19 protein-coding genes are annotated in these 20238 nt (G+C 62.4%); 11 read left to right on the forward strand and 8 right to left on the reverse strand.

The features are described 5' to 3' along the window. The first annotated feature begins 156 nt into the window (after positions 1 to 156). Positions 157 to 774: a GDSL-type esterase/lipase family protein gene (locus IM738_RS08790; protein ID WP_236965487.1), complete on the forward strand. Its 618-nt coding sequence runs from the start codon at positions 157 to 159 to the stop codon at positions 772 to 774. Positions 775 to 843: 69 nt separating this feature from the next. Here IM738_RS08790 and clpA read toward each other — a convergent pair whose 3' ends face one another. From clpA to icd, 3 genes are all read right to left on the reverse strand, one after another. After that, the gene (gene clpA, locus IM738_RS08795) at positions 844 to 3180 is read right to left on the reverse strand and encodes an ATP-dependent Clp protease ATP-binding subunit ClpA (protein WP_236965488.1); all 2337 of its coding nucleotides are present in this window, start codon (positions 3178 to 3180) and stop codon (positions 844 to 846) included. Between the two features lie 92 nt (positions 3181 to 3272). Continuing rightward, positions 3273 to 3638 (reverse strand): ATP-dependent Clp protease adapter ClpS, encoded by a 366-nt coding sequence (clpS, locus tag IM738_RS08800; protein ID WP_236966279.1) that lies wholly within the window; start codon positions 3636 to 3638, stop codon positions 3273 to 3275. A 235-nt stretch (positions 3639 to 3873) separates the two neighbouring features. Further along, positions 3874 to 5127 carry an NADP-dependent isocitrate dehydrogenase gene (gene icd / locus IM738_RS08805; RefSeq protein WP_236965489.1) on the reverse strand — a complete coding sequence of 418 codons (1254 nt, stop codon included), beginning with the start codon at positions 5125 to 5127 and terminating at the stop codon, positions 3874 to 3876. Between the two features lie 229 nt (positions 5128 to 5356). Here icd and IM738_RS08810 point away from each other — a divergent pair, with 229 nt between their 5' ends. Beyond that, positions 5357 to 5770, forward strand: coding sequence for a DUF192 domain-containing protein (locus IM738_RS08810; RefSeq protein ID WP_236966280.1), 414 nt, complete (start codon positions 5357 to 5359; stop codon positions 5768 to 5770). Positions 5771 to 5868: 98 nt separating this feature from the next. On the opposite strand, the gene IM738_RS08815 is transcribed toward IM738_RS08810, so the two are convergent. The 3 genes from IM738_RS08815 to xseA form a co-directional block, all read right to left on the reverse strand. Continuing rightward, entirely contained in the window at positions 5869 to 8109 is a 2241-nt protein-coding gene (locus tag IM738_RS08815) for an NADP-dependent isocitrate dehydrogenase (protein ID WP_236965490.1), read from the reverse strand. A gap of 230 nt (positions 8110 to 8339) precedes the next feature. After that, complete coding sequence (locus IM738_RS08820) at positions 8340 to 8921, reverse strand: superoxide dismutase (RefSeq protein ID WP_236965491.1); 582 nt, start codon at positions 8919 to 8921, stop codon at positions 8340 to 8342. A gap of 130 nt (positions 8922 to 9051) precedes the next feature. After that, positions 9052 to 10350: an exodeoxyribonuclease VII large subunit gene (gene xseA, locus IM738_RS08825; protein ID WP_442908500.1), complete on the reverse strand. Its 1299-nt coding sequence runs from the start codon at positions 10348 to 10350 to the stop codon at positions 9052 to 9054. Positions 10351 to 10697: 347 nt separating this feature from the next. Between xseA and IM738_RS08830 the strand changes: the two genes are divergently transcribed. The 6 genes from IM738_RS08830 to adk all read left to right on the forward strand — a co-directional run bounded on the left by IM738_RS08830 (position 10698) and on the right by adk (position 14702). Next, a complete protein-coding gene (locus IM738_RS08830) occupies positions 10698 to 11339 on the forward strand; it encodes a MotA/TolQ/ExbB proton channel family protein (protein ID WP_236965493.1) in 642 nt (213 codons plus the stop codon). Between the two features lie 55 nt (positions 11340 to 11394). Further along, complete coding sequence (locus IM738_RS08835; RefSeq protein ID WP_236965494.1) at positions 11395 to 11832, forward strand: ExbD/TolR family protein; 438 nt, start codon at positions 11395 to 11397, stop codon at positions 11830 to 11832. A 19-nt stretch (positions 11833 to 11851) separates the two neighbouring features. Further along, positions 11852 to 12955 (forward strand): tetraacyldisaccharide 4'-kinase, encoded by a 1104-nt coding sequence (lpxK, locus tag IM738_RS08840; protein ID WP_236965495.1) that lies wholly within the window; start codon positions 11852 to 11854, stop codon positions 12953 to 12955. Next, a complete protein-coding gene (locus IM738_RS08845) occupies positions 12936 to 13136 on the forward strand; it encodes a Trm112 family protein (RefSeq protein WP_236965496.1) in 201 nt (66 codons plus the stop codon). Before lpxK ends, IM738_RS08845 begins: the two co-directional genes overlap by 20 nt. Continuing rightward, on the forward strand, positions 13133 to 13918 hold the full coding sequence (gene kdsB / locus IM738_RS08850; RefSeq protein ID WP_236965497.1) for a 3-deoxy-manno-octulosonate cytidylyltransferase: 786 nt from the start codon (positions 13133 to 13135) through the stop codon (positions 13916 to 13918). Before IM738_RS08845 ends, kdsB begins: the two co-directional genes overlap by 4 nt. Positions 13919 to 14045: 127 nt before the next feature. After that, positions 14046 to 14702, forward strand: a complete 657-nt coding sequence (adk, locus tag IM738_RS08855; protein ID WP_236965498.1) for an adenylate kinase — start codon at positions 14046 to 14048, stop codon at positions 14700 to 14702. Positions 14703 to 14768: 66 nt separating this feature from the next. Here adk and IM738_RS08860 read toward each other — a convergent pair whose 3' ends face one another. Beyond that, positions 14769 to 15731 carry an asparaginase gene (locus IM738_RS08860; protein WP_236965499.1) on the reverse strand — a complete coding sequence of 321 codons (963 nt, stop codon included), beginning with the start codon at positions 15729 to 15731 and terminating at the stop codon, positions 14769 to 14771. Between the two features lie 112 nt (positions 15732 to 15843). Between IM738_RS08860 and lexA the strand changes: the two genes are divergently transcribed. From lexA to IM738_RS08875, 3 genes are all read left to right on the forward strand, one after another. Continuing rightward, positions 15844 to 16524, forward strand: a complete 681-nt coding sequence (gene lexA / locus IM738_RS08865; protein ID WP_236965500.1) for a transcriptional repressor LexA — start codon at positions 15844 to 15846, stop codon at positions 16522 to 16524. Between the two features lie 136 nt (positions 16525 to 16660). After that, entirely contained in the window at positions 16661 to 17035 is a 375-nt protein-coding gene (locus IM738_RS08870; RefSeq protein WP_236965501.1) for a hypothetical protein, read from the forward strand. 78 nt (positions 17036 to 17113) lie between these two features. Next, positions 17114 to 18121 (forward strand): D-2-hydroxyacid dehydrogenase family protein, encoded by a 1008-nt coding sequence (locus tag IM738_RS08875; RefSeq protein ID WP_236965502.1) that lies wholly within the window; start codon positions 17114 to 17116, stop codon positions 18119 to 18121. Positions 18122 to 18140: 19 nt separating this feature from the next. Here the strand turns inward: IM738_RS08875 and IM738_RS08880 are convergent, their stop codons facing one another. Next, positions 18141 to 20183 carry a hypothetical protein gene (locus IM738_RS08880; protein WP_236965503.1) on the reverse strand — a complete coding sequence of 681 codons (2043 nt, stop codon included), beginning with the start codon at positions 20181 to 20183 and terminating at the stop codon, positions 18141 to 18143. Between the last annotated feature and the right edge of the window lie 55 nt (positions 20184 to 20238).

Genomic DNA, 20238 nt, shown 5'->3' on the forward strand with positions numbered 1-20238 from the left:
ATGCCCGTGCTCCGCCCTCTCCTTCCCAGCGTTCTTCTGGCTGTGACCGCCTTGCTGTCAGCGTGCGGTGGCGGCAGCAGCAGCGACGACGCCGGAAGCGGGACGACCGCCCAGAAAGTGGCCAGTTGCGGAACCGAAGGCGGAGCCCTTCGCATCATGCCGATGGGCGACTCGATCACCGAAGCCGAAACCGGCCACAACAGCTACCGCCGCGTGCTCTGGCAGCGCCTGAACGGCGCAGGTTGTGTGGTCGATCTCGTGGGCAGCAAGTCGGGAGTGTCCCGTGGGTTTCGGGACAGCGGCTCCACGGCGCCCCCGAACGCCGACTTCGACCAGGACCACGAGGGGTACTGGGACTACTCGGTGAATCAACTCCTGCCCCGGATTTCCGGTCTCGTAGGCCAGTCCAACCCCGATGTGGTCCTGATCCACCTGGGCACCAACGATGTGCTGGCCGGACAAGGCGCCAGTGGCATCGCCCAGGAGCTGGGTGGCGTGATCGACGCGATCCGCGCCAGCAAGGCCGACACCCACATCCTGCTCGCGAAGATCATTCCCGCCAGCCCCGACCCGTCGGGCACCGCGGCGCTGAACAGGCTGGTGGATGGCATCGCCACATCGCGCTCCAGCGCCACCTCGCCCATCGCGGTGGTCAACCAGGCCGCTGGATATTCGGTCGGCGACAACTACGACGGTGTGCATCCCAGTCCGACGGGTGAATCGAAGCTCGGCAACAAGTGGGCGGATGCGGTGCTGGCCTGGCGCACACGCTGACACCGTCAGCGAGCAAAAAAAGCCCGGCATGCCGGGCTTTTTTTTGGTGGGGACGCACGAAGCGTGCGTTCAGCCCGTGGTGGCCTCTTCCGGCTTGGCCTTGCCTTCTTTCTTGGGCACGGGGAGGATGTCCAGCTTCACTTCCTGCGTCTCTTTGCCGTCTTCACCTGTCTTGGTTTCCAGGTCCACCGTCAGGCGTCCGCCATCGACCAGGCGACCGAACAGCAATTCGTCGGCCAGCGCACGACGGATCGTGTCCTGGATCAGACGCTGCATCGGGCGCGCTCCCATGAGCGGATCGAAACCCTTCTTGGCCAGGTGCTTGCGCAGCGCGTCGGTGAACGTGACTTCCACCTTCTTCTCGGCCAGCTGGCCTTCGAGCTGCAGCAGGAACTTGTCCACCACGCGCATGATGACGTTTTCGTCGAGCGCCTTGAAGCTCACCATCGCGTCCAGCCGGTTGCGGAACTCGGGCGTGAACAGGCGCTTGATGTCGCCCATTTCGTCACCCGATTCGCGTGGGTTGGTGAAGCCGATGGTGGCTTTGTTCATGGTCTCGGCACCCGCGTTCGTCGTCATGATGATGATGACGTTGCGGAAGTCGGCCTTGCGCCCGTTGTTGTCGGTCAGCGTGCCGTGGTCCATGACCTGCAGCAGCACGTTGAAGATGTCCGGGTGCGCCTTCTCGATCTCGTCAAGCAGCAACACGCAGTGCGGCTTCTTCGTGATGGCCTCGGTCAGCAAGCCACCCTGGTCAAAGCCCACGTAGCCCGGAGGGGCGCCGATCAGGCGGCTGACCGCGTGACGCTCCATGTACTCGGACATGTCGAAGCGCAACAGGTCGATGCCCATGATGTAGGCCAGCTGCTTGGCGGCCTCGGTCTTGCCGACACCCGTGGGGCCGCTGAACAGGAAGGCGCCGATCGGCTTGTCGCTCTTGCCCAGGCCGGAACGCGCCATCTTGACGCTCGCCGCCAGGACTTCCAGCGCCTTGTCCTGACCGAACACCACGCTCTTCAGGTCGCGTTCCAGGGTCTGGAGCTTGCCGCGGTCGTCGTTGGAGACGTTGGCCGGCGGGATGCGCGCGATCTTGGCCACGATCTCTTCAACTTCGGTTTTGCTGATCGTCTTCTTGCGCTTGGAGATCGGCAGAATGCGCTGCGCGGCACCGGCTTCGTCGATCACGTCAATCGCCTTGTCGGGCAGATGCCGGTCATTGATGTACTTGGCGCTGAGCTCGGCCGCGGCCTGCAGGGCGGCCAGCGCGTACTTCACGCCGTGGTGCTCTTCGAAACGCGACTTCAGTCCCTTGAGGATGTCCACTGTCTCCTGCACGGTGGGCTCCACCACGTCCACCTTCTGGAAACGGCGGCTCAGCGCGGCGTCTTTTTCGAAGATGCCGCGGTACTCGGTGAAAGTGGTCGCGCCGATGCACTTGAGCTGGCCACTGGACAGCGCGGGCTTGAGCAGGTTGGACGCGTCCAGCGTGCCGCCCGAAGCCGCACCCGCACCGATCAGCGTGTGGATTTCGTCGATGAAGAGGATCGCGTTGGGCTTGTCCTTCAGCGACTTGAGCACACCCTTGAGGCGCTGCTCGAAGTCTCCGCGGTACTTGGTGCCGGCCAGCAACGCGCCCATGTCCAGCGAATACACGCTGGATTCGGCCAGGATTTCCGGCACATCACCCTGCGTGATGCGCCAGGCCAGGCCCTCGGCAATGGCGGTCTTGCCCACGCCGGCCTCGCCGACCAGCAGGGGGTTGTTCTTGCGGCGGCGGCACAGGATCTGGATGACGCGCTCGACCTCGTACTCGCGGCCGATCAGCGGATCGATCTTGCCGTCTTTGGCCAGCTGGTTGAGGTTCTGGGTGAACTGCTCCAGAGGCGAAGCCTTTTCATTCTGCTTGGCTTCGCCAGCCTCTTCGTTTTCGGCCGCGCTCTCGCCCGGCTTGCTCGCCTCGGGGGGATCGCTCTTGCGAATGCCGTGGGCGATGAAGTTCACCACGTCCAGGCGCGTCACGCCCTGCTGGTGGAGGTAATAGACGGCGTGGGAATCTTTCTCACCGAAGATCGCCACCAGCACGTTGGCGCCGGTCACTTCCTTCTTGCCGTTGCCGGTGGACTGCACATGCATGATGGCGCGCTGGATCACGCGCTGGAAACCCAACGTGGGCTGGGTGTCCACCTCGTCAGAGCCGGCGACCTGGGGCGTGTTGTCCTTGATGAAATTGGTCAGGGACTTGCGCAGGTCGTCGATGTTGGCCGAACAGGCCCGCAACACCTCGGCGGCGCTGGGGTTGTCGAGCAAGGCGAGCAGCAGGTGCTCGACCGTGATGAATTCGTGTCGCTGTTGCCGGGCCTCGACGAAGGCCATATGCAAGCTGACTTCAAGTTCCTGGGCAATCATGGACGCTTCCTTTGGGCTGGGGGTGGTCTGAAACGCGAACGTCTACGGGGTGATTTAAAGGGAAGAGACCATCAAGTGGGGCGGATACGTCTTTATTCAACTGGTTCGCTCAGGCATTGCAAGGGATGGCCGGCGCCACGGGCCGCGGCCAGCACCTGATCGACCTTCGTGCCGGCCACATCGCGGGAATACACACCACAGATGCCCTTGCCTTCGAGGTGGATCTTCAACATGATCTGGGTCGCCGTTTCACGGTCCTTGCTGAAAAACTCCTGAATCACGTGAACCACGAACTCCATGGGCGTGAAATCATCATTGAGCAGCACCACCTGAAACATCTGCGGCGGCTTGGTGCGCTGAGTGCGACGTTCAAGCACCACCGAGTCGTCGCTGCCCACGCCGGGAGGCAAGACGGGAGTGGGAGGTTTTTTCGGATTCTGGGTCGCCATGAAAACCATTCTAGCGGCGTGAGACCGACCCCAAGGCCCTGGGGGGATCGCAACCACACAACAACCACCAGCACAGACACGGGGCGGGGGCATCCTGCACCGGCAGCCTCGGCGCGGAATCCCTTGTTTGACAAGGCCCATTGTGCGGCGCTGGCGCAAAAGAAAACCGCCGAGGAAGCACGCTTCCCGGCGGTTTTTCCCAGTTTCACCGTTCATCCGCTCGACGAAGGGCAGATCGCAAAGGCTACATGTTGTCGATCATCACCTGACCGAAACCGGAGCAGGACACCTGCGTGGCGCCTTCCATCAGGCGGGCGAAGTCGTAGGTGACCTTCTTGCTGGCGATGGATTTCTCGATCGAGCTGATGATCAGGTCGGCCGCCTCTTTCCAGCCCATGTGGCGCAGCATCATTTCGGCCGACAGGATTTCGGAACCGGGGTTCACATAGTCCTTGCCGGCGTACTTCGGCGCTGTGCCGTGGGTGGCTTCAAAGCAGGCCACCGAGTCGCTCAGGTTGGCGCCGGGCGCGATACCGATGCCGCCCACCTGAGCGGCCAGGGCGTCGGAGATGTAGTCACCGTTGAGGTTCAGCGTGGCCACCACCGAGTACTCGGCCGGGCGCAGCAGGATCTGCTGCAGGAAGGCGTCGGCGATCACGTCCTTGATCACGATGTCCTTGCCGGTCTTCGGGTTCTTGAACTTGCACCACGGGCCGCCGTCGATCAGCTCGGCACCGAATTCGGTCTGCGCCAGGCCATACGCCCAGTCGCGGAAGCCGCCTTCGGTGTATTTCATGATGTTGCCCTTGTGCACGATGGTCACGCTGGGCTTGTCGTTGTCGATGGCGTACTGGATGGCCTTGCGCATCAGCCGTTCGGTGCCTTCGCTCGACACCGGCTTGATGCCGATGCCCGAGGTGTTGGGGAATCGGATCTTCGTCACACCCATCTCGTCGATCAGGAACTTGATGAGCTTCTTCGCTTTGTCGGACTGGGCTTCGTACTCGATGCCGGCGTAGATGTCTTCCGAGTTCTCGCGGAAGATGACCATGTTGGTTTTCTCGGGCTCTTTCACCGGGGAAGGCACGCCCTTGAAGTACTGCACCGGGCGCAGGCACACGTAGAGGTCGAGTTCCTGGCGCAACGCCACGTTCAGCGAACGGATGCCGCCGCCCACGGGCGTGGTCAGCGGACCCTTGATCGACACCACGTACTCCCGCAAGACCTTCAGGGTTTCTTCCGGCAGCCACACGTCCGGGCCATAGACCTGAGTCGATTTTTCACCCGCGTAGACCTCCATCCAGTGGATCTTCCGCTGGCCGCCATAGGCCTTGGCGACCGCGGCATCGACCACCTTGAGCATCACGGGCGTGATGTCCAGACCGGTGCCGTCCCCCTCGATGTAGGGAATGATCGGCTCGTCCGGCACCTTCAGCGACATGTCGGCGTTGACGGTGATCTTCTGGCCCTGGGCGGGCACCTTGATGTGCTGGTACATGAGAGCGGGACTCCGGTTGGAAGAAAGGGCAAGAGGCGTGTGAACCTTGCGATGACGGCGTCATCTGAGGATCAGACCGACAAATTCTAGTGCTCATTTTTTGGCCGTATGCCCCTCATTTCAAGGGAAAACCCGTCTGTTGAATGAAGCACAATGCCTCCAACCCCGTGACCATCACCCGTTCCCCATGAACCGACTGCTCGCCCTTCTCGCCGCCCTGCTCGTGACCATGTCGGGGCCCGCGTGGTCCCGTGACGGGCCGCAAACAAACTTGCCCCGCGTGACCCTGACCGCCGGCATGCACCTGATCCAGGCCCAGGTGGCCACCACCCCGGAGCAGCGATCGGTCGGGCTCATGTTCCGTCAGGACATGCCCGCCAACGAGGGCATGGTCTTCGTCTTCGAGGAACCCGCCGGGCAGTGCTTCTGGATGAAGAACACCTTGCTGCCGCTCACCGCGGCTTTCGTGGCCGACGACGGCACCATCGTCAATCTGGCCGACATGAAGCCGCAGACCGAGGACTCGCACTGTTCGGCCAAGCCCGTGCGCTACGTTCTGGAAATGAACCAGGGCTGGTTCGCCAAGCGGGGATTGAAAGCAGGTGCCAAACTCAGCGGGCCGCTGTTCGAACCACGTCGCTGACTTCGCGCCCATGAAACAAAACAGCCCGGACCGCTGACGCGGATCCGGGCTGTTTTCCGTCGGGTGTTCCGCCCGCCGGGCGAAGCACCTGTGGCCGATCAGGCCTTGGCCGCCGCCTCCAACGCTGCGTTCAGCGTCTGGCTGGGACGCATCACCTTCGCAAGCTTGTCGAAATCCGGCTTGTAGTAACCGCCGATGTCCACCGGCTGACCCTGAACGGCCGCGAGTTCAGCCACGATGGTCTGCTCGTTGTCGGCCAGCTGCTGGGCCAACGGCGCAAACCGGGCCGCCAGCGCCGCATCGTCGGTCTGCTCCGCCAAGGCCTGGGCCCAGTACAGGGCGAGGTAGAACTGGCTGCCGCGGTTGTCGAGCTGACCGGTCTTGGGCGACGGGTTCTTGTTGTTGTCCAGCAGCTGGCCGGTGGCAGCGTCCAGTGTCTTGGCCAGGATCTTGGCCTGGTTGTTGCCCGTTTTCAGCCCCAGGTCTTCCAGCGACACGGCCAGCGCCAGGAATTCACCCAGCGAGTCCCAGCGCAGGTGGTTTTCTTCCACCAGTTGCTGCACGTGCTTGGGTGCGGAGCCGCCGGCGCCCGTCTCGTACATGCCGCCACCCGCCATCAGGGGCACGATGGACAGCATCTTGGCCGAGGTACCCAGTTCCATGATGGGGAACAGGTCGGTCAGGTAGTCGCGCAGGATGTTGCCGGTGGCGCTGATGGTGTCCAGACCGCGGATGACGCGCTCCAGCGTGTAGCGCATGGCACGCACCTGGCTCATGATCTGGATTTCCAGCCCGGCGGTGTTGTGCTCGTGCAGGTACATCTTGACCTTGGTGATCAGCTGCGCCTCGTGCGGACGGTACTGGTCCAGCCAGAACACCACGGGCATGCCCGAATTCCGCGCACGGTTCACGGCCAGCTTCACCCAGTCGCGGATGGCGGCGTCCTTGACCTGGCACATGCGCCAGATGTCGCCTTGCTCCACGTTCTGGCTCAGCAGCACTTCGCCCGTGGCGAGGTCGGTGATGTTGGCCACGCCGTCTTCGGAGATCTCGAAGGTCTTGTCGTGTGAGCCGTATTCCTCGGCCTGCTGGGCCATCAGGCCGACGTTGGGCACGGTGCCCATGGTCTTGGGGTCGAAGGCGCCGTGCCACTTGCAGAAGTTGATGATCTCCTGGTAGATGCGGGCAAAGGTCGACTCGGGCATCACAGCCTTCACGTCCTTCAGGCGGCCGTCGGCGCCCCACATCTTGCCGCCGTTGCGGATCATGGCGGGCATGGAAGCGTCCACGATGATGTCGTTGGGCGAATGGAAGTTGGTGATGCCCTTGGCCGAATCCACCATGGCCAGTTCGGGGCGGTGCTCGTGGCAGGCATGCAGGTCGCGCTTGATCTCGTCCTGCTTGCTTTGCGGCAGCGTGGAGATCTTGTCGTACAGGTTGGCCATGCCGTTGTTCACGTTCACGCCGAGTTCTTCAAACAGCTTGGCGTGCTTCTCGAACGCTTCCTTGTAGAAGATCTTGACGCAGTGACCGAACACGATGGGGTGCGAGACCTTCATCATGGTGGCCTTGACGTGCAGCGAGAACATCACGCCGGTCTTGTAGGCGTCTTCGATCTCTTTCTCATAGAACTCCATGAGCGCCTTCTTGCTCATGAACATGCTGTCGATGACCTCCCGGTCCAGCAGCGACACCTTGGGCTTGAGCACGATGGTTTTGCCACTGGTGGTGATCAGTTCCATCTTGACGTCACGGGCCTTGTCCAGCGTGATGGACTTTTCACCGTGATAGAAGTCGCCGTGGTGCATGTGAGAAACGTGCGACCGGGAAGCCTGGCTCCAGTCGGCCATGCTGTGCGGGTTCTTGCGCGCAAACTCTTTCACGGCGCGCGGCGCGCGACGGTCGGAATTGCCCTCACGCAGCACGGGGTTCACGGCGCTGCCGATGCAGCGGGCATAGCGCGCGCGAATGGCCTTCTCTTCTTCCGTCTTGGGCACTTCGGGGTAATCAGGAACGGCATAGCCCTTCTCCTGCAATTCCTTGATCGCAGCGATCAGCTGGCCCTGGGAAGCGCTGATGTTGGGCAGCTTGATGATGTTGGCGCTGGACTGCAGCGTCAGCTTGCCCAGCTCAGCCAGGTAGTCGGGCACCCGCTGCTCCTCGGTGAGGTAGTCCGGGAAAGTGCCCAGGATGCGCGCAGCCACCGAGATGTCGCTGGTTTCCACATGGACACCGGCCGGCTCGGTGAACGTGCGAACGATGGGCAGGAAAGCGCTGGTGGCCAACAGCGGTGCTTCGTCGGTCAGCGTGTAGATGATGGTGGAGGGCTGGGTGCTCATGAAATGGCTCCTGATGTCGTTGTTGGAATCCCGCTGATCCGCACGAGGATCGGCCGAACCGGAAGATGGTGTGAGATTTTGCTTTCAGTCCTCTGACCTCAAACCCGAAATTTGAATCGTTATCCCATATAGCGAAAATAACGGGAAAATAGTCCGACTTTTTTTCACCACCAAAAGAAAAGGGCCCGAAGGCATGGCCTTCGAGCCCTTTGCTCAACCAGGAAATCCGATCAGGCGAAGTTGGCTTCGGCGAAGGACCAGTTGACCAGCTTGTCGAGGAAGGTTTCAACGAACTTGGGACGCATGTTGCGGTAGTCGATGTAGTAGGCGTGTTCCCACACGTCCACGGTCAGCAGCGCCTTGTCGGCGGTGGTCAGGGGGGTGCCAGCGGCGCCCATGTTGACGATGTCCACCGATCCGTCGGCCTTCTTCACCAGCCAGGTCCAGCCCGAACCGAAGTTGCCCACGGCGCTCTTGACGAAGGCTTCCTTGAAGGCGGCATAGCTGCCGAACTTGGCGTTGATGGCCGCGGCCAGTGCGCCGGAAGGCTCGCCGCCGCCATTGGGCTTCATGCAGTTCCAGAAGAAGGTGTGGTTCCAGATCTGGGCCGAGTTGTTGTACACGCCGCCGCTGGATTTCTTGATGATGGACTCGAGGTCCATGGCTTCAAACTCGGTGCCCTTCTGGAGGTTGTTGAGGTTGACCACATAGGCGTTGTGGTGCTTGCCATGGTGAAACTCCAGCGTTTCCTGGGAGTAATGCGGCGCCAGGGCGTCGATCGCGTAAGGCAGTGCGGGAAGGGTGTGTTCCATGTGGGGTCCTCTTGTATGGAAAGTGAAAAAGGGTCGGTCGGCGAGACGTCCGGCCGAAGGGCGCTGAGGCATTGTAGGCAAGACAGAGCCGGGTTGCAGGCGGCGGCGCGCCGAAGCCCACGAAGCGGTCTCAACGATCGACCGTGACACCCAGTTCGCCATCGGCCAGCGTGGCACGCAGCGGTTGTCCGGGGCGGGCTTGGCTCGTCCGTGTGATGGCCAAACCCTGCGCATCGGTCAAGAACGCATAACCGCGCTCCAGCACCAGCCGCGGATCGAGCAACGCCAGAGCGGCCCCGCAGTGCTCGATCCGCCGCGCGTGAACCTCCAGCGCCCGGTGCGCGCTCAGCGGCAGAGACCGCTCCAACACGTCCAGCTGGTGGTTCTGGCGCTGCCGGAACAGCAGCATGGCGCTCTGCATGCGGTGCTGGGCACCGGCGAGCTGCTGGCGGCTGTCGTGCAAGCGGCCGGAGGGCCTGCCCAGCCGTTGCGCCAACCGGTCCAGGCGCTGGGCGCGCTGATCGATGGCGCTGTAGACGGCTTCGTCGATGCGCTCCTGAAGGTAGGCCAGTTCGCCACGCCGGGTCTCACGCGAGGGCGCGCACAGCTCGGCCGCAGCGGTCGGCGTGGGCGCACGCAGGTCGGCCACGAAATCGGCCAGGGTGAAATCGGTTTCATGGCCGACACCACACACCACCGGCATCGGTGCTCGCGCCAGGGTGCGCACCAGCGCCTCGTCGTTGAACGACCAGAGGTCTTCCAGCGATCCACCGCCCCGCACCAGCAGCAGCACCTCGCTCTCCCCATGCGCCTGGTGACGTTGGTACGCGGTTTCCAGGGCGCTGCACAGCTCGGCAGGTGCCTGCGCACCCTGCACCGCGGCGGGGTAGATCAACACCGGGATGTGAGGCACGCGGCGCCGCAAGGCCGTGACCACGTCCCTGAGCGCTGCGGCCCCGAGCGAAGTGACCACCCCAATGCTGCGCGGCTGGGGGGGCAGCGGGCGCTTGCGTACCGCGTCGAACAGCCCCTCGGCCTCCAGCTTCGCCTTGAGGCGAAGGAATTGTTCGAACAGCGCGCCCTGCCCCGCGGGCTTGAGGCTGTCCACGATGAGCTGGAGATCACCTCGCGGGCCATACACATCCAGCTTGCCTTGCGCCTCGACCATCAGGCCATCACGAGGGACGAAATTCAGTTGCTCGGCCGCGCGCCGGAACATGGCACACCGCACCTGACCACTGTCGTCCTTCAACGAAAAGTAACAATGGCCACTCGCCGCACGTGAAAAACCTGAAACCTCGCCGCGCACCGCCACGGGATTGAATCTCGCCGCCAAGGTGTCTGCAATGGCGCGCATCAGGGGCCCAACCGCCCAGACACGCCGCGTCAATGAAGCCTCTGCGGCCGAAAGCGGCTCAGACACAGGCATCTCCGGGGTGATTGTGTCCACAGACGGCGCAAACACTGGGGTTGTCGCACCCAGTACGGCATTCGTCCAAGGCAAACGAGCAAGCCGTTGATTTCAAAGGATTTTGCACTGCCTGTTTTGTCATCGAATTGTGGAAGCCCAGTCGGGCTGCGGGATCGGAGCGGGTCGGGTGGGGGTTCTGCACAAAGTTATCCACAGAATCTGTGCATGGCAAGGGCCTTGCTGGAACATGCGATTCACCGAGGTAACCGGGCCTGCCGCCGAACGGACAGGGCCGAGGCCTGAGACATAATCCCAGCGATTGCACTGGAGCCGCGACAGCGCGGCTTTTTGTCTGGAGCCCTGATTTGTTTTCCATCATACAAGCCGCTGGCTGGCCGATCTGGCCGCTCATTTTCTGTTCCGTGGTCGGTCTGGCCCTCGTGATCGAACGCTTCATCAGCCTCAAAGCCGACAAGATCCTGCCGCCCAAACTGCTGGACGAAGCGATCATGGTGTCGCGCAACGGCATTCCCGGGCCCGATGTGGTGACACAGCTGGAACAGAACTCCGCCTTCGGCGAGGTGCTGGCCAGCGGTTTCCGTGTCCTCACCAGCAACCCCCGCGCCAGCGAGGACGATCTGCGCTCCAGCCTGGAAGGCGCGGGGCGCATGGCGGCCGCCAAACTGCAGCGTTACCTGGGCGCGCTCGCAACCATCGCCTCGGCCGCACCGCTGCTCGGTTTGCTGGGCACGGTGATCGGCATGATCGAGATCTTCGGCTCCCAGGGCGGCGACGGTGGCATGGGCGCGGTGCCCGGCGGCGGCAATCCGGCCCAACTGGCCAACGGCATTTCGATCGCGCTCTACAACACCGCCTTCGGCCTCATGGTGGCCATCCCGGCCTTGATCTTCTGGCGCTACTTCCGCGCGCGGGTGGACGACTACCTGCTGGGCATGGAACTGGCTTCCGAGCGCTTCGCGCGCCACCTCGTCACGCTGCGCAAATGATCTGCTCGGACCAGCGAATGGGGACCAAGAACCCGCCGACGTCAAGGAAGCCAGCATGAATTTCCGCCCGGGCACCCGCGATGAACCCGAGATCAACCTGATCCCGTTCATCGACATCCTGCTGGTCGTGTTGATCTTTCTGATGCTCACCACGACCTACAGCAAGTTCACCCAGCTGCAGGTGAACCTGCCCGTGGCCGATGCCGAGGCTCAGCGCACGACACCCAAGGAAGTGATCGTTTCGGTGAGCAGTGACGGCCGCTATGCCCTCAACCAGGACGTCCTGGACGGTGTGAGCGTGGAGGTACTCACCCGCGCCTTGCAGCAGGCCGCACAGGACACTCGCGACGTCGTGATCATCATCAGCGCCGATGCAGCGGCCACCCACCAGTCGGTCATCAATGTGATGGACGCGGCACGCCGTGCAGGGCTGGTGCAGATCACCTTTGCCACCCAGCAGTCAGGCACGGCTCCATCGCGCGGCAAGTCCTGACCTTTACAGCGACCCCCTCATGAGTCGCTCCGATGCACCAGTCCGCTGGCACTCCATCTGGGCGCGGCGCGGCTGGCAGGCGACGCTCCTGTGGCCCCTGTCGCTCGTCTACCGGGCGCTGTCCAGCGGACGACGATGGCTTTATTCCGTCGGCATCCTGCGCACCGAGCGGTTGCCCGTGCCGGTCATCGTGGTGGGCAACGTGGTGGTCGGAGGCGCCGGAAAAACCCCCACCGTGCTCGCGTTGCTCGAGCACCTCAAGGCGCGCGGCTGGACGCCTGGCGTCGTCTCCCGCGGCCATGGTCGCCAAGGCCATGAAACAAGGGAGGTGCTGGTCGACACTCCGGCCGACGAAGGTGGCGATGAGCCCACCCTGATTCGTCGTTCCAGCGGCGTTCCAGTGTTCGTGGCAAGAAAGCGGGTGCTGGCCGCGCGGGCCTTGTTGGCCCGTCATCCCGAGGTGAATGTGCTGCTCTGCGACGACGGTCTGCAGCATTTCGCGCTGGGGCGCGACATCGCCATCGCGGTGTTTGACGACCGGCGCACCGGCAACGGCTGGCTGCTGCCCGCCGGCCTGCTGCGCGAACCCTGGCCACCGAGGCCGGGTCAGGCCCACGTGCCCGACCTGGTGCTGCGCCAGCAGCGCGAGGGCACTGGCGAGCCCGCTCCATTGGCACTGCCCGACGGCGTTCCCGCGTTCTGGGCCCCGCGGCGGCTGGCCGACGAGGCGCTGGGCCCCCACGGTGAACGGTGCGCGTTGACGGCACTGCAAGGCCAACCCCTGACGGCGGTGGCAGGCATTGCCCGCCCAGAGGTTTTTTTCGAGATGCTGCGTGAACGTGGGTTGAGCCTGAATCACACGGTGGCCCTGCCCGATCACGCCGGACCAGAGCACTTCCGCAGCCTCCTCTCCACGTTGACGGGGACCGTGCTCTGCACAGAAAAAGACGCCGTCAAGCTGTTCGCCTGTTTGCCCGCCGCCGGCGCGCCCCACGCCCTGTTGTGTTGGGCCATACCACTGCAGCTTCACCCCGATCCGGCCTTCTTCAATGCGCTCGATCAGCGGCTGACGGCGCTACCGCACGCGCGACTATCATCAACGCATGGACACCAAACTGCTTGAACTTCTGGTCTGCCCGGTCACCAAAGGCCCGCTGGTTTTTGATCGCGAGAAACAGGAGCTGATCTCGCGCAGCGCGCGTCTGGCCTATCCTCTGCGCGATGGCATTCCCATCCTCCTGGAACACGAAGCACGCCCCTTGACGGACGAGGAAGCTGCGCGCCCCCCCGCACCCGCAGCATGAACCGAAGCGCAGCGGAGGGCGCTGGTTTTTGCGTGCTCATCCCGGCTCGCATGGGTTCCAGCCGACTGCCCGACAAGCCACTGGCCGACATCGGAGGCGTGCCCATGGTGGTTCGGGTGGCCCGGCAAGCTGAAAAGAGTGGCGCGTCACGCGTCGTGGTCGCGGCCGACGATGAACGCATCCTGCAAGCTTGCGCCAGGCACGGGGTCGTCGCGCTGCTCACACGACCCGACCATGCCTCCGGCAGCGATCGCCTGGCCGAGGCCTGCGGGTTGCTGTCCCTCGGCGATGAGGCCGTGGTAGTGAATGTGCAGGGAGATGAACCGCTGATCGACCCGCAGCTGATTCGGGCAGTGGCAGACGAACTCGAACGGCGGCCTGACTGCGCAATGAGCACCGCAGCCCACGCCATCGACCGGGTGGCCGACTTCATCAACCCGAACGTGGTCAAAGTGGTGACCGACCGGCGTGGCACGGCTCTCTATTTCAGCCGGGCGCCCATTGCCTGGTGGCGCGATGGAATGTCCGGCGGAACGCCGCCAGAACTCCCCTCCCCTGCACCCTTGCGCCACATCGGCGTGTACGGTTACCGGGCAGGCTTCCTTCGCCGTTTCCCGACGCTGGAGGCTGCGCCGATGGAGCATACCGAGGCGCTGGAGCAGCTTCGCGCGCTCTGGCACGGCGAGCGCATCTCCGTGCATCTCGCGACCCATGCACCTGGCGCGGGCGTAGACACACCCGAAGATCTGGAGCGGGTGCGCGCACTGATCGCCGGCCGTTGACCTCCCTGGCTGTAAGCCAGCGGCGAGGTGGCCCATGCTATCCTCAAATGGTCGCCCCTCCCTGTGAAGCAGGGAGCCGCTGCCGGAGACCGGCGGTCCCGATTGAAACGCTGAAAAAAGGAAGACGATGAGACTGATTCTGTTGGGCGCTCCCGGTGCCGGCAAAGGCACGCAAGCCACCTTCATTTGCCAAAAATACGGTATCCCCCAGATCTCCACTGGCGACATGCTTCGTGCCGCAGTGAAGGCGGGCACGCCGTTGGGCCAGCAAGCCGATGCCGTGATGAAATCCGGCGGACTCGTGAGCGATGACCTGATCATCAATCTGGTCAAGGAGCGCATTGCCCAGGCCGATTGCGCCAATGGCTTCCTGTTCGACGGATTCCCCCGCACCATCCCCCAGGCCGACGCAATGAAAGCCGCCGGCGTGAAGCTCGATTACGTGCTTGAAATCGACGTGCCTTTTGACGCCATCATCGAGCGCATGAGTGGCCGCCGCTCGCATCCCGCTTCCGGGCGCACCTACCACGTCAAGTTCAATCCGCCCAAAACCGAGGGCCATGACGACGTCACCGGTGAACCGCTCATCCAGCGTGAAGATGACAAGGAAGAGACCGTGAAGAAGCGCCTGGAGGTGTACAGCGCCCAGACGCGTCCGCTGGTGGACTACTACAGCAACTGGGCCAAATCCGACGCTGGCGCCGCCCCCAAATACAGAGCCATTGCAGGCACGGGCTCGGTGGAAGAGATCACCGCCCGGGCATTCGAGGCTTTGTCGCGCTGACCAAGCCTTGTGCTACAAAAAAACCGGCCTTGGCCGGTTTTTTTGTGATTGCGGGTGGGTTCTGTCTCATTCGCTCAGGAGATCCAGTGCGAGTGCAAGGCGGGCCTTGACCGGTGACAGCCCGGCTGAGTCGTGCAAGGGGTTCGCGGCGTCGGGGATCACACGCCCCCTGGCACAACGGGTGGCGCGTATCACGCGCACGCCCCGCTGCTGCGCCTCGCGCAATGCCGCCTCCAGCGCCCGGTGAACGGTGCCGTTGCCTGTCGCCGCCACCACCAGGCCACGGGGCAGATGTGCAGCGTCCACGGCGCTCGCCGCCAGCAACGCACGAACCATCCCTCCATCGGCATCGGCATGGCTCGTCACAATGTCCACACGAGGCATTGCTTCAGCCGCTAGGACTTGGTGCAGCAACGTTGTGTCACCGGCTGAAGTCACAGAGGTCCGCTGGGGTGGATGAAACCAGCGCACTTCGCCTTCTTCAACACAGGCCATTGGGCCAGCATCGCCCGAGTCAAAGGCGTCCACCCGATAGCTGTGCACCTTGGCCACATGCTCCGCACGGTGAACCAGGCCCGCGCAAACCACGACCACCCCTGACAGATCAACACATCCCGCTGCGTTCACCGCATCCAGCAGGTTCTGTGGCCCATCTGGCACCAGCGCCGTGGAAGGACGCATGGCACAGGTGATCACCACAGGCTTGACCGGCCGAAGCACCCGCTCTAAGAAATAGGCCGTTTCTTCCAGCGTGTCAGTACCGTGCGTGATCACCACGCCCGCGACGTCCTCTCGCGCCACATGGTGGGCTACCCGCTCGGCCAAACGCTTCCACAATGCAAAGCCCATGTCCTTGCTGTCGATCTGATCAAGTTGCTCCACCTCCAGACACATGCTGGACAGCGCGGGAACGCTCGCCATCAGGTCTTCTACCCGCACTTCCCCCGCCACATACCCCACATTGTCGCTTTGACGGTTCGATCGACCGGCGATGGTGCCGCCCGTACCCAGGATCACCCGACGCTTCACTTCTTTTGTCGTAGCCACTTGTCAAGCCCTTGAAACTGGTTAAAAATACAGATACTGGATAAGAAAACAGTAACGCAACCTGCACCGCAGTCGGCCCAACCACGAGGTTCTCATGATCGAGTCGTTCCCCCCCAAACTCACTGCCCGTCAACAGCAGATTCTGGAATTGATCCAGAACGCCATTGCGCGCACCGGCGCTCCACCAACCCGTGCAGAAATCGCTTCCGAGCTGGGGTTCAAGTCAGCCAACGCGGCAGAAGAACACCTGCAGGCGCTGGCGCGAAAAGGTGTGATCGAACTGGTCAGCGGAACTTCCCGTGGCATCCGCCTGCGCAGCAGCGACCTCAGATCAATCAATGAGCAGCGGGCGCAGCAGCTTACACTGCCGCTGCCCAGCCTGACACAGCTGATGTTGCCCCTGATTGGACGTGTGGCAGCAGGTTCCCCCATCCTCGCTCAAGAGCATGTGGATCAGACCTATCACGTCGAGCGCAGCCTGTTTCAGCGCACACCAGACTACCTGCTCCGGGTCCGCGGAATGTCCATGCGGGATGTGGGCATCATCGATGGCGATCTTCTGGCGGTGCAGTCCTCAAAGGACGCAAAAAATGGCCAGATCGTGGTCGCACGCCTGGGTGATGACGTGACGGTGAAACGGTTCATGCGGCGCGAGGACCAGATCGAGCTGCACGCCGAAAATCCTGAGTACAAAACCATTCTGGTTCAACCGGGCGAGCCATTTGAAATCGAAGGCCTCGCCGTGGGCCTGATTCGCAACAGCTTTCAGATCTGACCCAGCGGGTCGATGCTGTCTCAGCAGGTGGCGGGCGTTTGGTCCATCCGGCATTGGTGTCGGCGGGACACATCCCTGTGCAGACGGCCATTGTTTTGAATCCTGCCTGTGTTCAAACCCCTGACAGGAGTTTCGCATGGGAATCCGCATCAACACCAACACTTGGCGCGCGCCGCTTCAGCTGATCGACAGCTGGTTACCAGCCCCCGAGCACAGAACCTCCGCCCACCGAGGCATTCCATCACTGTTTCAACGATTTTCCAGAGCGGGCTGGCTGGGTGGGAACCGTGTTACGTCGCCCATTGCCACCACTGCCATGGGTGGAAGCGCACCACCTGTTGCGACAGCACCTGCCCGAGTCCGTCAGGTGCAGATCATGCAAGCATCCAACGGTGGCCTGCGCACGGACGCACGGTTGGTGATTTCCGGTCGCATGGCGGACGTGTGTGCTGAACTGGATCGGCTTGCGGCACAAGAACACCCTCCTGCTGGAACCGAGGCTTGCATCTGAAGCCAACGATAATTTGTATGGCATTGGCGACCGCTTTGTCGCCCCGGATTGACGGTCCTTGCGGGCACAATAGCTCCCATGAACATTGTCATTCTCGACGACTATCAAGATGCCGTGCGCAAGCTGGATTGTGCTGCTCGGCTGGAGCCCTATCCCGCCAAGGTCTTCACGAACACCGTAAAAGGCGTTGGCCAACTCGCGGTTCGCTTGCGCGATGCCGATATCGTGGTGTTGATACGGGAACGGACACAGATTTCACGCCTGTTGGTTGAGAAGCTGCCACGGCTCAAGCTGATCTCCCAAACCGGACGTGTCGGTCAACACATCGACGTGAGTGCTTGTACCGAGCGCGGCATCGCGGTGGCCGAAGGCAATAGCTCGCCGATTGCCACCGCTGAGCTCACCTGGTCTTTGATCATGGCCTCCATGCGACGCATTCCGCAATATGTTGCCAACCTCAAACACGGTGCGTGGCAACAGTCTGGGCTGAAGGCGTCCTCCATGCCCGTCAACTTTGGACTCGGGTCGGTTCTGCACGGCAAGACCCTGGGAATCTGGAGCTATGGCCGCATCGGGAAGCTGGTCGCAGCCTACGGTCGGGCATTCGGCATGCGGGTGATCATCTGGGGAAGCGAAAGCACCCGGGCGTTGGCTGTGTCGGATGGCTACGAAGTGGCGGAGAACCGCAAGGCCTTGTTTGAGCAATCTGATGTGCTCAGCCTGCACTTGCGTTTGAGCGAACGCAGCGCAGGTTGCGTGACGCTGGACGATCTGTCTCAAATGAAGCCCACTTCGTTGCTGGTGAACACTTCGCGCGCTGAACTCATTGAGGCCGAAGCGTTGTTGACTGCCCTGAACCGGGGTCGCCCAGGCATGGCTGCCGTCGATGTGTTTGAGTCCGAACCCATTCTTCAGGGCCATGCCCTGTTGCGGCTGGAGAATTGCATCTGCACTCCGCACATTGGCTATGTTGAACTTGACAACTACGAAACCCTGTTTTCGGCAGCTTTCGATAACGTCGTCAATTACATCAAGGGAACGCCCACGAACATCGTCAATCCTGGCGCATTGCAAGTTCGCCGTTGACCCGTTCACTCAGAACGCCTTACTTGCTGCCGTCCTTGACGTCCGGGGCATCGTCCGGTGGCATGAAATCCAGCACCTCGAAGTCGATCAGATTTCCTTCGGGCACCGCCAACGGCCGAGTACCGGGTGGCGGCGCAGGCTTCGCTGTGGCCTCGACCGGAACCGCCACGTCGGGAAGCGAAGCCTCGAAAGCCGACATTTCTGACAATGCATCCAGATCCACATCGAGTCCGAGGCGATGTGAAGTGTGGGGCAATTCGTCAAGCGGCTGTGTGACACGCCCCTCCCTTGATTCGTTGGCAACGGTCGCGGCCATTGCCTTGTTGCCCGCCGCCTTCAATGGCTTGATGGCGGTGTGCTGGAAGTCAGCTCCAGCGGGCACACCATCGGAGTCACGCTTGATCATGTCCTTGGCGATGGCGTGCAGCAACAGCAGTTCGCGGTAAGCCTCCAGATCAAACACCTCTGCCTCGGTGTCATTCGAATCCCTGAAGATGGACTGCTCAATGACATCCAACACCTTGGGTTGAGGCCACAGCGCCTGGATTCGCCCAAAGGCGGTTTCATAGGCCTCCAGTCCATGGCTTTCGTCGCTGTATTGGTCAAACAGGGGCGCCCCCGCATTGAACTGTTGGTTGAACTCTTCCCTCAGCTTCTGGTAATCGTCCCGGCGTCCCAAGTCGTGATAGAGCTTGAAGAGGTCGAGATAGGCCAGCGCACTGGGCTCCTGGCTTTCGCTCAAGTGGTTTTTCAACACATCAATGGCTTGATCGTACTCACCGAGCGACACGAAAAAGTCCGACTGTTGCTGAATATCGAACAACTCTTCGGTGGCCACGGACCTCGACATACCAGGTTGACTGGGTGGGAAATCGCGCCGGTCTGCCGAAGAGAGCACCACTCCCCCTCGTGCAGGGCTGCTGTTGTGCAGGGGCCTCAAATCATCAAAACCGGATTCACTGTCCAAGCTGAGGTCGATGTCGACACCATGGGCCGAGGTGGTCGCAACACTGGTCTTCAACGTGGAGGCAGGGGGTCTTTCGACTGCTCCTGACCCCCACCAGTTCTTGGTTCCCGAGGCGGCCGGAGCGCTTCCGCGACGACGCCATGCATACAGCGCGCCCAGAAGGCTCAGCAACAAAAGCCCGCCCAGGAGGTAGGCCAACCACGTTGTGTAACGCGTTTGCTGCAACTGCGCTTGCAGCTCCTGGAGAGCGACCTTGTTGCGGGTCTCGATCTCACGCAGCCCCTTGACCTCCTCTTCCAGAACAGACAGCTTCTGCGCATCGCGCAGCACGTCCTCTGGAGAAGCATTGATGGCTTTCCACAACTGGGCCGCTGCGGAGCGCTCCTGCTCGCTGGTGGTGGGCTCGCTGAGCAAAGACAAAGACAACTTGAGCGCTGGATCCCGCTCGATCGCCAAGGTCAGATCCACAGGATCCAGCTGAAGACGTGGCGTGCTGTCCTTGGGGGGCTCCACGGGACGTCGAACCACACTGCCGGGCTTGTTTGGGGTGGCAGCGCGAACCTCTTCTCCAGTTCTGGGCGGCACATCGGCCCTGACGCTCCCATTGACCGGGTTCGCAGCGCCACGGCGAACGGAAGGCTTGGGTACCAGCGCTGGCAAAGGTGGAAGCCTGTCCGGGTTGGCGGTTGCCACCGGTTTGGACTGCAATCCGGGTATCACGGCGGGCTCGGACAATGGATCGGCCAACAACACATAACGACGCGAAAACGCGGAAACGCAGCCAACGCGCACCACCACACTGACGAGGGGCTCATTCACCGCCACGGTGGTCTGGATGCGCACACTGGCTTCGGCATCGGGTGCATTGCGCTGTGTCGACGTGCGGACGGAAGACGGCGCCAGCTGGGCATCTCCGAAGAACACATCGGCCTGAATGCACAAGGAGGTCACATCCTCGTCGGGACCACCCACCGCCTGCACGCGAACATCAAGCGGACGGCCAATCACCACTGCGCCGCTGTGCCGGCCCAACGTGGCTGCGGTAGACCCCAGAGCAGTTGATAGCAAAATAGAGCCAATCCAGATCTGGCGCACGTCATAGCCCCTTCGTTTCTTCGTAGGAACATTCTGTCATAGCTTGATGCTCACC

It is taken from the genome of Hydrogenophaga sp. SL48, from assembly GCF_021729865.1.
Classification (GTDB): domain Bacteria; phylum Pseudomonadota; class Gammaproteobacteria; order Burkholderiales; family Burkholderiaceae_C; genus Hydrogenophaga.

Excerpts from the sequence above, each read along its gene's own strand:
- IM738_RS08790 (WP_236965487.1), top strand. The coding sequence starts at position 157 with ATGCCGATGGGCGACTCGATCACCGAAGCCGAAACCGGCCACAACAGC.
- clpA (WP_236965488.1), bottom strand. The coding sequence starts at position 3,180 with ATGATTGCCCAGGAACTTGAAGTCAGCTTGCATATGGCCTTCGTCGAG.
- clpS (WP_236966279.1), bottom strand. The coding sequence starts at position 3,638 with ATGGTTTTCATGGCGACCCAGAATCCGAAAAAACCTCCCACTCCCGTC.
- icd (WP_236965489.1), bottom strand. The coding sequence starts at position 5,127 with ATGTACCAGCACATCAAGGTGCCCGCCCAGGGCCAGAAGATCACCGTC.
- IM738_RS08810 (WP_236966280.1), top strand. The coding sequence starts at position 5,357 with ATGTCGGGGCCCGCGTGGTCCCGTGACGGGCCGCAAACAAACTTGCCC.
- IM738_RS08815 (WP_236965490.1), bottom strand. The coding sequence starts at position 8,109 with ATGAGCACCCAGCCCTCCACCATCATCTACACGCTGACCGACGAAGCA.
- IM738_RS08820 (WP_236965491.1), bottom strand. The coding sequence starts at position 8,921 with ATGGAACACACCCTTCCCGCACTGCCTTACGCGATCGACGCCCTGGCG.
- xseA (WP_442908500.1), bottom strand. The coding sequence starts at position 10,350 with ATGCCTGTGTCTGAGCCGCTTTCGGCCGCAGAGGCTTCATTGACGCGG.
- IM738_RS08835 (WP_236965494.1), top strand. The coding sequence starts at position 11,395 with ATGAATTTCCGCCCGGGCACCCGCGATGAACCCGAGATCAACCTGATC.
- lpxK (WP_236965495.1), top strand. The coding sequence starts at position 11,852 with ATGAGTCGCTCCGATGCACCAGTCCGCTGGCACTCCATCTGGGCGCGG.
- IM738_RS08845 (WP_236965496.1), top strand. The coding sequence starts at position 12,936 with ATGGACACCAAACTGCTTGAACTTCTGGTCTGCCCGGTCACCAAAGGC.
- kdsB (WP_236965497.1), top strand. The coding sequence starts at position 13,133 with ATGAACCGAAGCGCAGCGGAGGGCGCTGGTTTTTGCGTGCTCATCCCG.
- adk (WP_236965498.1), top strand. The coding sequence starts at position 14,046 with ATGAGACTGATTCTGTTGGGCGCTCCCGGTGCCGGCAAAGGCACGCAA.
- lexA (WP_236965500.1), top strand. The coding sequence starts at position 15,844 with ATGATCGAGTCGTTCCCCCCCAAACTCACTGCCCGTCAACAGCAGATT.
- IM738_RS08870 (WP_236965501.1), top strand. The coding sequence starts at position 16,661 with ATGGGAATCCGCATCAACACCAACACTTGGCGCGCGCCGCTTCAGCTG.
- IM738_RS08875 (WP_236965502.1), top strand. The coding sequence starts at position 17,114 with ATGAACATTGTCATTCTCGACGACTATCAAGATGCCGTGCGCAAGCTG.